Raw genomic sequence first — 14,266 nt, 5'->3', positions numbered from 1 at the left:
CCACTTATGTTGTAGGGATCCCGCCCTCTCCCCCTCGCCCGAAAATGCGCCATCGCCGCAGGTCAGCAGCGTGCGCGCGGTCGGTCAGCCGCGCCCGACCCCCGTAACGTCATAAGCCCGGTGCCTGCTGTCCACCGGCGGAGAGCGGTGCGCCGCGCTCCCTCAGCGTGAGCAGTTCGTCGAGGTCGTACTCGGCCCGCTGCTTCCTGCCGTAGCGGGTGATCTTGCCCCGGGAGGCCCACTTGCGGATGGTGGCCTCGCTGACGCCCATGGCCAGCGCGGCCAGCTCGGTCGAAACGGTTCTGCGTCTGCGGATCGTCACTCCGACCACCTCGCCAGCTGACCGGCCACCATCAGCCACTGACGCGGCGGCAGCGTATGCCCGGCGTCGCACGAGACCTGGCCGGGGGCGGCGGCCGACCCGGCGCCTCCGCGCACCACGGCCAGCAGCGTACCCGTGCACTCGGGCTCCACGCACGCCCCGAGCGGCATCCCGCGCACCGGGGCGGGCCCGAACAGGGCGCCGAGCCGCTGGAGCAGCCGGCGCACCTCCTCGTCGAACGAGACGGCGGCGGGGTGCCCGGCGATCCACTCCACCTCGTCGCGGAGGAACGCAACCAGTGACTCGACGTCGCAGCCCGGCAGCCCCTTCGTCCCGCGCTCCTCGACGACCAGCCGCGCCCAGGACGCCAGCACGTCCGCGGTCTCGGTGCGCATCTCGACGGTCCGTTCGTCGAGCACCATGCCGACGGTTCTGCTCCCGCTCACTCGTTCTCGCATCCGGGCCGGCCCCGGCGTCAGGGCGTGGTCGCTCTCGCGGTACAGACCGCGCAGGGTGAGCAGTTCACCCCGCAGCCTCTCGACGCACATCCGGCAGATACGCCCGCAGAGCGCCGCGCAGTCCCGGCCGATGTGGCCGGCGGAAAGTTCTGGGTGCTTGTGCATCTGACTCCTCGAATCCTTCCTTCGGTGTCCGTACATGCGGCCCCGGGCGCCCGGGGCGCCGGGCGGAAAGAGGGGGCCGAGGAACGGGACTCGGAGCGGGCCGAGAACGCGGGTCCGTGGTGTATCGCTCCGGTCCGATGCGCTGATCCGTGACAGTGATGGCTGCAAACCGCCCGGTGAGCGGGAAATCCGGAATCCGAACACAGAACACGCCGTCGAGACGGCAGACGAGCGCGTGTTCACCCCCCAACGGCACCGCGGCAGGCGGATTCGATCGTGCGCCTCCCGGGACGGAGGCCCACGTCTGCTCCAGGACCGAGGACAGATGAGACACCCACCGGGGGACGACTGGCAACCGGACCGTAGTGTCCGAAAGAGAACAGACGACTACAGGAGTATTTCTGTTCGCGTCGGAGCGCTCGGCGGGCCGTCGGCGCAGACTCCGCAGCACAGCGCCGGGACCGGAAACGGAATCTGACATGTCGTCAGCTGAGCGGGCGAAATTCCGGGGGTCACGGGCAAGCGTGGCAGGTGGCTGGTACACACCACTCGGCGCGGACGTCCGGGCCGGGCGCCCGCGCGCGGAAGTGGGGTGGATTCGGCGTCGCGGAGATCGACTCCGCCGACGCGACCCGATCGACAACTACTGTATTCCCACCTCGGCGTGCAATGAGATGAAGATCACAAAACGAACGGAACGTTACTGGGCCGTCACGTGATCCCGTGGCGACGGAAGCGGCGGGTCCGCGCGCGGACCCGGAGGCGGCTGCGGAAGGTGGTGCGGACACCGGGCGACGGGGCCTGACCAGGGCCCGCGGGCCCGCCACCGGTACCGTACGACCGGCATCCCGCCCCCCGCGGAGACCTGAACGGAGCGTGGCATGAGCTCGCGGTACGCCCCTGGACACATCGGCGCCGCCCCGGCCGAGAACCGCCCCTATGACGCCGTGCTCTGCGATCTCGACAACGTGATCCGCTTCTACGACACCGCGCCCCTCGCCGCGCTGGAGCGGGCGGCCGGACTGGCCGAGGGCACGACCATGGAGATCGCCTACGCCCCCGAGATCGACCTCCCGCTCCTCCTCGGCCGGATCACCCCGGACGCCTGGGTGGAGGCCGTCGCGGCGGTACTCGCCGAGCGGCTGGGCGGGGACACCGAGCAGGCCCGCACGCTGGGGCGGGCGCTCGCCGGGGCGCCGTTCCGGGCCGAAGCCGAGGTGGTCGCGCTGCTGCGGCGGGCCCGCACCCATGTCCCGCTGGTGCTCGTCACCAACGCGACCCTGCAACTGGACGACGACCTGGCCCTGTTGGGGCTGACGGATCTGGCCGACGCGGTGGTGAGCAGTGCGGTGGAGCGGGTGGCCAAGCCGGACCCGGCCCTCTGCCGCATCGCCGCCGAGCGGGCGGGAGTGCCGGCCGAGCGGTGCCTCTTCGTGGACGACCGGCAGGAGAACGTCGACGCGGCGGCCGCCCTCGGCATGAGGGGCGTGCTGTACCGGGGACCGGAGGATCTGCGGCGGGCGCTGGGCCCGTACGCGTAGCCGGTCCCGCGGCCCGACAGTCGTCCACTTCGGGACGATCCGTCACAGATCGAACGGTTACGCTGGCTGCCATGACCGCCATGACGCCCTCGCGCCCCACCCCCGACCTCTCCTTCCTCCTGGACCACACCAGCCACGTCCTGCGGACCCGGATGGCGGCGGCGCTCGGCGAGATCGGCCTGACCGCCCGTATGCACTGCGTGCTGGTCCACGCCCTGGCGGAGGAGCGCACCCAGATCCAGCTGGCCGAGATCGGCGACATGGACAAGACCACGATGGTGGTGACGGTGGACGCCCTGGAGAGTGCGGGACTCGCCGAGCGCCGCCCCTCCGGTCAGGACCGGCGGGCCCGGATCATCGCGGTCACCGAGAAGGGCGCGGCGCTCGCCGGGCAGAGCCAGGAGATCGTCGACCGGGTCCACGAGGAGGCCCTGGGATCGCTGGCCGCGCATGACCGCGAGGCCCTGCTCCGGGCGCTGAACGCCCTGGCCGGGGGCCATCTGGCGACACCCGTGGAGAACCCCCGGCCGGTCCGCCGGGCACGTCAGGCCAAGAGATGAGCCGATCCGGGCCGGGCCCGGAACCCCTGCGGTCACGGGGCCGCACCACGCCCGAGAAGAAGAACTGAAGCCCAGAAAGAAGGACCGAAAGAAATAGTCCGCAAGAAAACCATCTGCTACGGTCACTCCTATCGCCTCGACCGACAGGAGATGGCCCATGTCATCCGCCGCCCCGGACGCCCCGCCCACCCCTGAATCACCTGTCCCACCGGCACGCCGGCCCACCTTCCGGGCCCGGCTGTCGGCTCTCGGAGTGATCGCCACGAGCATGCTGATGATCGTGCTCGACGGCTCGATCGTGACCGTCGCGATGCCCGCGATCCAGGACGACCTGGGCTTCTCGCCCGCAGGGCTCAGCTGGGTGGTCAACGCCTACCTCATCGCCTTCGGCAGCCTCCTCCTGCTCGCCGGGCGGCTCGGCGACCTGATCGGCCGCAAGCCGATGTTCCTGTCCGGGATCCTCCTGTTCACCGCCGCCTCGCTGGTCGCGGCAGCGGCCGGCTCGCCCGCCGTGCTGATCGCCGCCCGGTTCGCCCAGGGCGTCGGCAGCGCGATGAGCGCCGCGGTGGCCCTCGGCATCCTGGTCACCCTGTTCACCGAACCGGCCGAACGCGCCCGCGCCATCGCCGTGTTCTCCTTCACCGGTGCCGCCGGAGCCTCGATCGGGCAGGTCCTCGGTGGCGTCCTCACCGACGCCCTGACCTGGCACTGGATCTTCTTCATCAACCTGCCGATCGGCCTCGCCGTCCTGCTGGTCGCCGTACGCGTCCTGCCCGCCGACCGGGGCCGGGGGCTCGCCGCCGGAGCGGACGTGGCGGGCGCCCTCCTCGTCACCGCCGGCCTGATGCTCGGGATCTACACGGTCGTCGGGGTGGAGACGTACGGCTGGGTCTCGGCGCACACGCTGGGCCTCGGCGCGCTCGCCCTGGCCCTGCTGGCCGGGTTCGTCCTCCGCCAGGCCACCGCGCCGACCCCGCTGATGCCGCTGCGGATCCTGCGCTCGCGCAACGTGTCCGGGGCCAACGTGGTCCAGATGCTGATGGTGGCCGCGCTGTTCTCCTTCCAGATCATCGTGGCGCTCTACCTGCAGAAGGTCCTCGGTTACGGGGCTGCCGCGACCGGTCTCGCCATGCTTCCGGCCGCCGTCGTCATCGGGGCCGTCACGCTCGGCCTCTCGGCCCGGCTCGTGGCCCGCTTCGGTGAGCGGGCCGTTCTGCTGACCGGGATCGGGCTGCTGATCGCGGCCCTCGGCCTCCTCGCCCGGCTGCCCGTGCGGGCGGACTACGTGACCGACCTGCTCCCGGTGATGCTGCTGGCCGCCGGATTCGGGCTCGCGCTCCCGGCGCTGACCTCGCTGGGCATGTCGGGCGCGGGTGAGGACGACGCCGGACTGGCCTCGGGGCTCTTCAACACCACCCAGCAGATCGGCATGGCGCTCGGCGTCGCCGTCCTGTCCACCCTGGCCGCCGGGCGCACCGAGGCCCTCACCGCCGCCGGCCGCCCGTCCGCCGAGGCGCTGACCGGCGGCTACCGGCTGGCGTTCACCATCGGCGCGGCACTCCTCGTGGCAGCCTTCGCCGTCGCGTTCCTGACACTGCGCCGGGAGCGGGCAGCCGCCCCGGACCCGGCCGGGGCGACAGCCCCGTAACGCAGTCGGCGCCCCCGTGGCGCAGGCCGCCCTCCCTCAGCCGCGCCCCTCCGGCTCCAGGCCGCTCCGCAGCTGTACGAACGCCTCCTCGGCCGCCTGCACCGCCCCCGCGTACACCCGGTCCGCGCTCTCCCCCGCGTCGATCCGGCGCCAGTTCTCCTCGGCCAGGATGCGCAGGACCGCGATGACCTGCCCGGCCGCCAGCCGCGCGGTCACCCCGCCGCCGAGGGCGCGGGCGAGCGCGGCCTCGGAGCGGCCCTGGTACGCGTACAGGCGGGCCACCAGCGACGGCGTCCCGTACAACAGGCGGTGGAACGCCAGGACTTGGTGGGCATCACAGAGCCCGGTGGCCGGGTCGCGGCGGTCCAGGCCGGCCAGGAAGTGGCGGCGCAGCGCCTCCAGCGGGCTCGCGCCGGGGGCCCGGCCGCCGACGACCCGGGCCGCCTCGTCCTCACGGTCGGCGAACCGGTGCAGCGCCAGGTCCTCCTTGGCGGGGAAGTACCGGAACAGCGTCGGCTTGGAGATGTCGGCCGCGGCGGCCACCTCCGCCACGGAGACCTTGTCGAAGCCCCGCTCCAGGAACATCGCGACCGCCGCGTCGGAGATCGCCCGGTACGTCAGCTGCTTCTTGCGCTCCCGCAGACTGACCCGGGCCTGGGTCGGGGCCGGGGCCTGGGTCGGGGCCTGAGCCTGAGCCGAGGCCCGCGCCAGGGCCGATGCCGGGACCTGGGTCGAGGCCGATACCCCCGCCCGCTCCTCCTCCACCGCCCCGGCGACGCTTCCGTTTCCGTTCCCGCCGCCGGCCTTCTCTCCGCTCATGACCATGAAGCGTACGCCCTTGACCTCGGCCGGAGTTGATGTCACGAGCACGACAGCACGCCCCGGTCAGCCGCCCGCGGCCGTACTCCGGATCAGCGCCTCGACCCCGTCCAGCAGGGTCGCCAGGCCGAAGGTGAACTCGTAGTCGGGGTCGTCCGGCTCGCTCATCACGCCGGAGTCCAGCAGCCGGTGGATCGCGGGGTGGCGCACCGGGTCGACCAGCCGCCGCAGGGTGCGTTCCTGGCCCGCGACCACTTCCTCGGGGGAGACGCCACGCGCGGCGACGGCGGCGGAGAGGTCGCTCACCAACAGGGCTTCGCTGCGTACGAAGTTGGAGACCAGCAGGATCACCGAGATCTTGTCGCCCTCGCCGAGCCCGCTGCCCTCCAGCGCCTGGAGCCCCTGCTCCCACCAGGCGAGCGAGTTCGGGGTGGCGGGCGGGCCGCCGATCGGGATCCGGAGCACCCAGAGGTTGGCGAGGAACTGCGCGCGCTGCCCGGCCGCCCACTCGGTGAGCGCCTCGCGCCAGCCCGCCCCGGCCTCCAGGGCGGCCAGCGGGGCCGGCGGGCCGAAGGCGGCCTCCTGCATCAAGACGTACAGCTCGTCCTTGGCGGAGACGTACCGGTAGAGCGACATCGTGGAGGCGCCGACCTCCTTCGCGACCCGGCCCATGGACACGGCGGCGAGCCCCTCGGAGGCCGCCACGGCCACCGCCGCCGCCACGATCCGCTCCAGGCTCAGACCGGGTTTCGGCCCCTTGGCCGGGCGCTCCCGGAGCCCCCAGGCGGCCTCGATGGAGGCCGGCAGGTCACCGCCGCCGGTGCCGCTCTTCCCGGTCACCGCATCCCCCTTGCCCACGTCCGCCCGCCTTCCGCTCACCCCCGTGCGCCTTGACCCCATCCTAAGGATGCGTAATGCTTACGCAATAACGCGTATGTCATACGCAGAAGGGGGCCAGGCCATGACCAGCCCGACCACAGCCACCTCTCGGACGGACCGGAAGCCGTACGCCATCGAGGCGTACGGCCTCACCAAGTCCTACGGAAAGCCCGCCGTACGCGTCCTGGACGGCATCGACCTCCGCGTCGGGCACGGCAGCGTCTTCGCCCTGCTCGGCCCGAACGGGGCGGGCAAGACCACCGCCGTACGGATCCTCGCCACGCTCACCGCCGCCGACTCGGGCACCGCCCGGGTCGCGGGGCACGACGTCGTCGCCGGGCGGAGCGCGGTGCGCCGGGCGATCAGCCTCACCGGCCAGTTCGCCGCCGTCGACGAGACGCAGACCGGCGAGGAGAACCTGCGGATGATGGCCCGGCTCACCGGGCTCTCCCGCGCCGACGCCCGCCGCCGGGCCGGGGAGCTACTGGAGCGCTTCGGCCTGACCGACGCGGCCCGCCGCCCGGCCCGTACGTACTCCGGGGGCATGCGCCGCCGGCTGGACCTGGCCGCCGGGCTCGTCGGCTCACCGGAGCCCGGGGTCTTCTTCCTGGACGAGCCGACGACCGGGCTGGACCCGCGCAGCCGCCAGGAGCTCTGGGAGGTGGTCCGGGGGCTGGCCGAGCGCGGGGCGAGCGTCCTGCTGACCACGCAGTACCTGGAGGAGGCCGACCGCCTCGCCGACCGGATCGCGCTGCTGAACAAGGGCCGTATCGCCGCCGAGGGCACGGCCGCCGGCCTCAAGGGGCGGATCGCCGGGCACCGCCTCGACGCCGTCCTCACCAGCAGCGAGGCCTACCTCCGGCTGGCCGGCCGCGCGGTCCACCACTCCCCCGAGACGCTGACCCTCGGCCTCCCCACGGACGGCAGCGCCGCCCACGTACGCGCCCTGCTCGACGAGATCGACCCGGCGGGCACCGAGATCGACCGCTTCACCCTCCACAGCGCGACCCTCGACGACGTCTTCCTGGCCCTCACCTCGGAGGTACCCGCCCATGTCTGAGACCGCCGTCCTCCCGGGGAGAGCACCGGGGCCCCTCACCCACGCGGCCGTCATGGCCGGCCGCAGCCTGCGCATCAGCCGCCGCAACACCGACGCGCTGATCATGTCGCTGGCCCTGCCGATCATGTTGATGCTGATCTTCGTCTACTTCTTCGGCGGCGCGATCGACACCGGGGCGCTCCACTCCTCGTACGTCATGTACGTCGTCCCGGGCGTCATCCTCCTGTGCGCCGGGTTCGGCGCCGCGACCACCGCCACCGCCGTCAGCGAGGACATGAAGGGCGGCATCATCGACCGCTTCCGCTCCCTGGACGTGGGCGGTACACCGGTCCTCGCCGGGCATGTGGCGGCCAGCACCGTCCGCAATCTGGTCGCCACCGCCGTGGTCTTCGGCGTCGCCCTGCTGATCGGCTTCCGGCCGGCGGCCTCCTGGGACGGCTGGCTCCTCGCGGCCGGGATCCTGGTCGCCTACATCGTGGCGCTGTCGTGGATCTCGGCGGCGATCGGCCTGCTGGCCCGCTCCCCGGAAGCGGCGAGCGGGTTCACGTTCTTCATGTCGTTCCTGCCCTACCCGAGCAGCGCGTTCGTCCGGATCCAGTCGATGCCGAGCTGGCTGCACGGCTTCGCCGAGAACCAGCCGATCACCCCGGCCATCGAGTCCCTGCGCGGGCTCCTGCTGGGCCAGCAGGTGGGCAACACGCCCTGGATCGCGCTCGCCTGGGCCGGCGGGATGCTGGCGGTGGCGATCGCCGCGTCAGGAGTGCTGTTCCGGATCAGGACGCGCTGAACTGAACACCACCGACGGCTCACGACGCGCTGGACACCGCCACGAAGGGATCAGAAGACGTCCGGGCACCAGGGCCGCCGCCCCGTACGGAAGACGGCGTCCGCCGTGACCGCCGCACCGGCCCGCACCTCCTCGGCCCGCCCCAGGTCCACCAGCCGCCGGGCCGACTCGTCGCCGAGATACAGGGTCGCCAACTCATCGGCGCCCAGGGCGAGATCCGCGCTCCGGGTGGTCGGGGTGCAGCGCGCCCCGGCGGGCGAGACATCCAGCAGGAAGCGCCCCTCGGCCACTCCCCCCTCGTCCCGGACGTCGAGGACGAGCGATGCCTCACGCTCGTAGGAGCGGGCCTCCAGCGCCCGCCGCACGTCCAGGAGCCGCACCCAGAGCCAGTCCGTGTGCGTCACCGTCCTGGCCGCCCGGGGGTCCGGGAGCAGCAGGGGGAGCAGGTCGTCGGGGGCGCGGTTGCCCGAGCGGACGGTGGTGATCCAGTCGACCGAGCAGACGAAGTGCCACAGCGCCCGCTCGGCGGCCGGGTTGAGGGCGATCAGGTCCCGTACGGTCGCGGTGTTCATGGGCTGCCGGGCGTCGCCCCACGTGGCGTCGGTGCTGTAGACCATCAGGCCGTCGACGTCGCCGTCCGGAGCACGGTGGACGACGGAGAACGTCTCGGCCCGCTTCTCCCGGCCCCCCGGGCCGCCCACGCCGGTGCGCCCCTTCCACCACCGTTCGTCGCGGTCGACGACCCCGGCGCGGAGCTTCGCCAGCCGGGCGTGGATCTCGGGGCCGTACTTACGGACGGCGGCGCCGTCCACCGCCTCGATCCGGCCGCCGCCCTCCGGCTGCCCCGACCGGCGCGGGTCGAGCCCGGCGCGGTGGACGGAGACCTCCCACTCGGTGTTCCAGGTGGCGGGGCCGAAGCCGAACCGCCCGTAGATCGGGTACTCGGCGGCGATCAGCGTGGCGACCGCCTCGCCACGCTCCCTGGCCGCCGCCAGGTCCGTGGCCATCATCCGGCTCAGCAGTCCCCGGCGGCGGTGGGTGGGCGCCACCGTCACCGCGCTGACCGCGTCGGCCGGCACGGTGGCCCCGCCCACGACGGTCAGCTGCTGGGTGAACGAGCGGAACGTCGCCACGCACCGCCCGCCGTCGAACACGCCCAGGACACGCGAGAGATCGGTGCCGACGAGCCGCTCGGCGGCCTCCTCGTCGGTCGGCGCGCCGGGCGTCAGGAAACCGTTCTCCATCGCCCGCAGCCAGTCGGGGTAATCGGACGCGGTGACCGTACGGACATCGGGACTCATGCCCCCACGCTAGGGCCTCTCGTTTGGATCATGCCGGGCTCTCAGAATTTCGCGCGGATCTCCCCGACCTCCACCGCCCCGCCGAGCAGCGGCGCGCGCCCGATCCGGGAGACCACCGGGGCGTCCACGCCGAGCAGTTCCAGGGCGCGGGCCAGGACCGGGCCGAGCGCCCGGACCGACCCGTCGTCGATCTTGAAGGCGAGGGCCCGCCCGTCGGCCAGCGCCACCGCCTGGACCGCCTCGGCGCCCATCTTGGAGAGCGTGCCGGGGACCTCGGTCATCAGCCAGGTGTCGGGGCGCCGGGTGCCCGCCACGTACTCCGGGTGGGCGCGCATCGCGTCCGCCACCCGGCGCTCGGCGCTCCCCGGCTCCGCCAGCACGAACGACCGGAACGCGCGGGCCAGACCGGTCAGCCCGATCGCCATCAGCGGGGCCCCGCAGCCGTCGGTGCCGACCGCCGCGACCGGCTCGCCCGCCGCCTCGGCCACGACCTGGCCCACCAGGAGCTGGAGCGGGTGGGCGGGGTCGAGGTAGGTCGCCGTGTCCCAGCCGTTGCGGACGCAGACGGCGAGCATGGCCGCGTGCTTGCCGGAGCAGTTCATGGTGATCCGCTCGCGTACGTTCCCGGCGGCGAGGTAGGCCTCCGCGGCGACCGGGTCCAGCGGCAGATCGGGCGGGGTCTGCAGGTCGGCGGCGGACAGCCCGTGCTCGGCGAGCATCTTCGCCACGAGTTCGAGGTGGAAGGGCTCCCCCGAGTGGCTGGCCGCCGCCAGCGCCAGCCGCTCCCCGGAGAGCTCCAGGCCCGCCCGGAGGATCGCGGCGGCCTGCATCGGCTTGTTGGAGGAGCGGGGGAAGACCGGGGCGTCGGGGTCGCCGAGCGTCCGCTCCACGCTCCCGTCGGCGGCGAGCAGGACCAGCGAACCGCGGTGGTGGCCCTCGGTGAACCCGGACCGTACGACCTCGGCCAGTACGGGCGGGGCGGGGGCTATCGCGGCAGGGGCGTCGGTCGACGTCATGGTGGCCTTCCGGAGTCGGTCGGTCGGGTACGGGGACCCGCCGCCCGGAAGGATCGGCCGGGCGGGCGGGGTGCGGGACCCGCCGTCCGGAAGGGTCGCTTCAGGCGAGCAGGTCGTCCACTTGGGCTTCCCCGTCACGGTACCTGCGGGCGATCTCCGCGCTGCAATCGTCGGTGGTGCGCTGGAGCTCGTGACGGCGCCGGGAGACCTGCTGCTCGTAGCGGACCAGGCGGCCCATCGCGTCGTGCAGCTCCTCGTCCGTCCGGGCGGCCAGGTCGGAGAGCTCGACCTCGGCGAGGTTCTCGGCGGCGAGCTGCCGGAACTCGTCACCGCGCGGCGTCGTCAGCGTGACGTGCCGGGCGGAGGTGCGGTGCCGGGACGGGGCGTCGGCCAGGATCTCCGAGAGCCGGTCCACCACCGGGGCCTCGGGCACGGGGGCCTGCGGGTCCCGCCGGCGGGCCAGCTCGGCGCGGAGGATGTCGATCCGGCCCTGGACCAGCCGGCGTACGTAACTGAGGTCGGCCTCGTCCCGCTGCGCGTCCCGGCGCAGCGTCCGCAGGTCCGGCAGCCGCAGCCCGCCGAATCCGGCCTCGCCGCCGCCCTGCTCCGGCACGGACGCGAGCCCGGGAACCATGGACCGTACGGGTGAGTGCAGGGTGCTGGTACTGGCGCTGGTGCAGGTATGTCCACCCGGTACGGCCCCGGGAGATTGTCCGGCTCCATAGGTACTCATGCTGTTCCGTCCCCTCGACCGGTGCGTCGGCACACCGCCATCGTGCATCGTGCCACCCTGCGAGGGGCCCCCGCAGACACTCTGTACCCGTTCAGCCCAAGATAGGTTGGTCTGTATGCGTGCAGTGGTACAGAGAGTGGACGGCGCGACCGTCTCGGTGGCCGGGACGGGCGAGGACCCTTCGGCGACCGGCGTCGTCGGCGAGATCATCGGCGAAGGCCTGTGTGTGCTGGTCGGAGTCACCCATGGGGACACCCCGGAGAAGGCGGCGCAGCTGGCCCGCAAGCTCTGGTCCGTCCGCATCCTGGAGGGCGAGAAGTCCTGTTCGGATGTGAATGCCCCCCTCCTGGTGATTTCGCAGTTCACCCTCTACGGGGACGCCCGCAAGGGCCGCCGCCCCACCTGGAACGCGGCGGCACCGGGCGAGGTCGCCGAGCCGCTGGTGGACGAGGTGGTCGCCCAGTTGCGGGCGCTCGGCGCACAGGTGGCGACGGGCCGGTTCGGAGCGGACATGCGGGTCTCGCTCACGAACAGCGGCCCGTTCACGGTGATCATCGAGGTGTGACGGGCCCGGCCCCTGCGGCTCGACGGGGCCCTGTGACGGGCCCTGTCCCTTACGGCTCGACGACCGTCTCCTGCGCCGCCGCCGTGTCCCCGGCGATCAGCTCCGCGTCCACCGCCACGTTCCGCTTGACCAGCGCCAGGGCGATCGGCCCCAGCTCGTGGTGGCGGGCCGAGGTGGTGATGAAGCCGAGCTGCCGGCCCTCCTCGCCGTCGGCGGCCAGCCGTACCGGCGTCCCGTGGCCGGGCAGGTGCACCTCGCTGCCGTCCAGGTGCAGGAAGACGAGCCTGCGCGGCGGCTTCCCCAGGTTGTGGACGCGGGCGACGGTCTCCTGACCCCGGTAGCACCCCTTCTGGAGGTGGACGGCGGAGCCGATCCAGCCCAGCTCGTGCGGGATGGTGCGGTGGTCGGTCTCGAAGCCGACGCGCGGCAGGTGCGCCTCGATGCGCAGCGCCTCGTACGCCAGGATCCCGACGACCGGGCCGTTGGCGGCGGCGTACGCCTCCAGGTCGGCGCGCGGCAGGAACAGGTCCCGGCCCTGGGCGGTCTCCCGCACGGCGACCCCGTCCGGGACCTCCGCGATGGAACCGGCGGGGAGGTGCACGACCGCGATGTCCTCGGTGCGGTCGGCCACCTCGACCCGGTAGAAGAACTTCATCGACTCCAGGTAGGCGATGAGGTCGCCCTGGGTGTCGGGTTCGACGTGCATCCACACCGTCGTCCCGTCGTCGACGAGATACATGGCGTGCTCGATGTGCCCGTTGGCGGAGAGGATCAGCGCCTCGGTGGCCTGGTGCGGGGCGAGGTCGCTGACGTGCTGGGTGAGCAGCAGGTGCAGCCAGCTCAGCCGGTCGTCACCGGTGACGGTGACGACACCGCGGTGGGAGAGGTCGACGAGGCCGTTGCCGTCGGCGAGGGCGCGTTGCTCGCGGAACAGGTCACCGTAATGTCCGGCAACACCTTCGTCGCGGCCCTCGGCGGCGACGGCGCCGGGCAGGGACAGCAGGGGGCTCTTCATGCGTCCAGCCTACGACTTGGCCTACGACTTGGCGGAGGCGTCCTCCGCCGGCTCCTCGGCGGCCGTGCACGAGGCGCAGCGGCCGAAGATCGCGAAGTGCTTCATATCGGTCTCGAAGCCGAAGTCGGCGCGCAGTTTCCCGGTGAACTCGGCGACGACGGAGAGGTCCGCCTCGATGACGTCCTTGCAGTCCCGGCAGACCAGGTGGATGTGGTGGTGGCGGTCGGCCAGGTGGTACGTCGGGGCGCCGTGCCCCAGATGGGCATGGCTCACCAGACCGAGCTCCTCCAGGAGCTCCAAGGTCCGGTACACCGTGGAGATGTTCACCCCGGACGCGGTCTTGCGGACCTCGCACAGCAGATCATCCGGAGTCGCGTGCTCCAGGGCGTCGACGGCCTCCAGGACGAGCTGGCGCTGAGGCGTCAGCCGGTAGCCACGCTGCCGAAGATCGGTCTTCCAGTCGGTGCTCACCACAGGCCCAGTGTAGGCCGGGTGAGCACCGGTCGGCAGAGCTCGTTCCGAGGGCTCTTTACGTTCGCTCCGGGGGCTCTCTACTCGAAGAACGCGATCTACTTGAAGAACGCGATGCCGTCGTCCGGCATGTCCTCGAGGTTCCGCGCCATCTCGGCGACCTCTTCCGGGGTGACGACCTTCTTCAGGTGCGCCGACATGTAGGGGCGCAGCTCGACCTCGGGGGTCGCCTTCTCGCCGACCCACATGAGGTCGCTCTTCACGTACCCGTAGAGACGCTTGCCCCCGGTGTACGGGCCGGAGGCCGCGGTGCGGGCCACGGCGTCGGTGACCAGGTCGATCTGCGGCTTCTGCTTGGCGAGCTCGCCGTACCAGATCTCGACGACGCCCTGGTCGCGGACCATGACGACCTCGACCTTGCGGTCCTTGTCGATGCGCCAGTAGCCGGACTCCGACTCCAGCGGGCGGACCTGGTTGCCGTCGGCGTCCAGGACCCAGGTGTGGGACACGTACTCCAGGAAGTCACGGCCGTCGTGGCTGAACGTGACCTCCTGGCCGAAGTTGCACTTCTCGGCGCCGGGGAAGTCGGAGACGCCCGCACCCGCCCACTTGCCGATGAGGAAGGCCAGCGGGACGAGGTCCGGGTGGAGGTCGGACGGAATCTCGATCATGAGCTGCTCAGACGATCTGTGAGGGTGCGAAGGGTGGTCGGGCCGGATACGGCGAGGTTCAGCGCTGGCCCTGGTACAGCTTCTTCACGGCGACCACCGTGAAGGCGAGTACGCCGACACAGACCAGGATCAGCAGGGCGGAGAAGAATGCCTCAAGCACGGGGGCTCCTCGGAACGAGCGGTATGGCGGCAGTACAGGGCCGGGGCCCAGCCTAATGGGTGGGGCCCCGGCCCTCTCGTCCAGGTATGGGCCGA

Annotated in this window: 16 protein-coding genes; 6 read left to right on the top strand and 10 right to left on the bottom strand. The window is 72.4% G+C overall.

Translation table 11 applies throughout. From position 1 onward, the window contains the following. Positions 1–109 precede the first annotated feature (109 nt). On the bottom strand, positions 110–322 hold the full coding sequence (locus tag IE264_RS20810; protein ID WP_015610237.1) for a hypothetical protein: 213 nt from the start codon (positions 320–322) through the stop codon (positions 110–112). Continuing rightward, positions 319–945 carry an OvmZ protein gene (locus IE264_RS20805; RefSeq protein ID WP_078657616.1) on the bottom strand — a complete coding sequence of 209 codons (627 nt, stop codon included), beginning with the start codon at positions 943–945 and terminating at the stop codon, positions 319–321. Before IE264_RS20805 ends, IE264_RS20810 begins: the two co-directional genes overlap by 4 nt. Positions 946–1,826: 881 nt before the next feature. Between IE264_RS20805 and IE264_RS20800 the strand changes: the two genes are divergently transcribed. The 3 genes from IE264_RS20800 (at position 1,827) to IE264_RS20790 (ending at position 4,694) form a co-directional block, all read left to right on the top strand. Continuing rightward, the gene (locus IE264_RS20800) at positions 1,827–2,486 is read left to right on the top strand and encodes an HAD-IA family hydrolase (protein WP_051822010.1); all 660 of its coding nucleotides are present in this window, start codon (positions 1,827–1,829) and stop codon (positions 2,484–2,486) included. A 71-nt stretch (positions 2,487–2,557) separates the two neighbouring features. After that, positions 2,558–3,046: a MarR family winged helix-turn-helix transcriptional regulator gene (locus IE264_RS20795; protein ID WP_015610234.1), complete on the top strand. Its 489-nt coding sequence runs from the start codon at positions 2,558–2,560 to the stop codon at positions 3,044–3,046. A 157-nt stretch (positions 3,047–3,203) separates the two neighbouring features. Continuing rightward, positions 3,204–4,694, top strand: a complete 1,491-nt coding sequence (locus IE264_RS20790) for an MFS transporter (RefSeq protein ID WP_032759755.1) — start codon at positions 3,204–3,206, stop codon at positions 4,692–4,694. Positions 4,695–4,730: 36 nt separating this feature from the next. Here the strand turns inward: IE264_RS20790 and IE264_RS20785 are convergent, their stop codons facing one another. Continuing rightward, on the bottom strand, positions 4,731–5,564 hold the full coding sequence (locus tag IE264_RS20785; RefSeq protein WP_032759754.1) for a TetR/AcrR family transcriptional regulator: 834 nt from the start codon (positions 5,562–5,564) through the stop codon (positions 4,731–4,733). A gap of 15 nt (positions 5,565–5,579) precedes the next feature. Next, positions 5,580–6,353 (bottom strand): TetR/AcrR family transcriptional regulator C-terminal domain-containing protein, encoded by a 774-nt coding sequence (locus tag IE264_RS20780; RefSeq protein WP_032759771.1) that lies wholly within the window; start codon positions 6,351–6,353, stop codon positions 5,580–5,582. A 121-nt stretch (positions 6,354–6,474) separates the two neighbouring features. Here IE264_RS20780 and IE264_RS20775 point away from each other — a divergent pair, with 121 nt between their 5' ends. Beyond that, positions 6,475–7,452, top strand: coding sequence for an ATP-binding cassette domain-containing protein (locus IE264_RS20775; RefSeq protein WP_051822009.1), 978 nt, complete (start codon positions 6,475–6,477; stop codon positions 7,450–7,452). After that, positions 7,445–8,239, top strand: coding sequence for an ABC transporter permease (locus IE264_RS20770; RefSeq protein WP_032759753.1), 795 nt, complete (start codon positions 7,445–7,447; stop codon positions 8,237–8,239). Before IE264_RS20775 ends, IE264_RS20770 begins: the two co-directional genes overlap by 8 nt. Positions 8,240–8,289: 50 nt before the next feature. Here the strand turns inward: IE264_RS20770 and IE264_RS20765 are convergent, their stop codons facing one another. The 3 genes from IE264_RS20765 to IE264_RS20755 form a co-directional block, all read right to left on the bottom strand. Continuing rightward, positions 8,290–9,540: a GNAT family N-acetyltransferase gene (locus IE264_RS20765; protein ID WP_032759752.1), complete on the bottom strand. Its 1,251-nt coding sequence runs from the start codon at positions 9,538–9,540 to the stop codon at positions 8,290–8,292. Positions 9,541–9,581: 41 nt separating this feature from the next. Beyond that, positions 9,582–10,556 (bottom strand): asparaginase, encoded by a 975-nt coding sequence (locus tag IE264_RS20760; RefSeq protein WP_032759751.1) that lies wholly within the window; start codon positions 10,554–10,556, stop codon positions 9,582–9,584. A 100-nt stretch (positions 10,557–10,656) separates the two neighbouring features. Beyond that, positions 10,657–11,169 (bottom strand): RsiG family protein, encoded by a 513-nt coding sequence (locus tag IE264_RS20755; RefSeq protein WP_032759769.1) that lies wholly within the window; start codon positions 11,167–11,169, stop codon positions 10,657–10,659. Positions 11,170–11,404: 235 nt separating this feature from the next. Here IE264_RS20755 and dtd point away from each other — a divergent pair, with 235 nt between their 5' ends. Then, the gene (gene dtd, locus IE264_RS20750) at positions 11,405–11,854 is read left to right on the top strand and encodes a D-aminoacyl-tRNA deacylase (protein WP_078657615.1); all 450 of its coding nucleotides are present in this window, start codon (positions 11,405–11,407) and stop codon (positions 11,852–11,854) included. Between the two features lie 49 nt (positions 11,855–11,903). On the opposite strand, the gene ygfZ is transcribed toward dtd, so the two are convergent. From ygfZ to IE264_RS20735, 3 genes are all read right to left on the bottom strand, one after another. After that, the gene (gene ygfZ, locus IE264_RS20745) at positions 11,904–12,869 is read right to left on the bottom strand and encodes a CAF17-like 4Fe-4S cluster assembly/insertion protein YgfZ (RefSeq protein ID WP_015610224.1); all 966 of its coding nucleotides are present in this window, start codon (positions 12,867–12,869) and stop codon (positions 11,904–11,906) included. 21 nt (positions 12,870–12,890) lie between these two features. Then, positions 12,891–13,343, bottom strand: a complete 453-nt coding sequence (locus tag IE264_RS20740) for a Fur family transcriptional regulator (RefSeq protein WP_015610223.1) — start codon at positions 13,341–13,343, stop codon at positions 12,891–12,893. A 95-nt stretch (positions 13,344–13,438) separates the two neighbouring features. Continuing rightward, positions 13,439–14,011 (bottom strand): heme-binding beta-barrel domain-containing protein, encoded by a 573-nt coding sequence (locus IE264_RS20735; protein WP_015610222.1) that lies wholly within the window; start codon positions 14,009–14,011, stop codon positions 13,439–13,441. Positions 14,012–14,266: the final 255 nt, after the last annotated feature.

Source organism: Streptomyces microflavus (genome assembly GCF_014650075.1).
Taxonomy (GTDB): Bacteria; Actinomycetota; Actinomycetes; order Streptomycetales; family Streptomycetaceae; genus Streptomyces; species Streptomyces microflavus.
The sequence above is the reverse complement of the archived record's forward strand: the minus strand, read 5'-3'. Positions and strand labels throughout refer to the sequence as shown.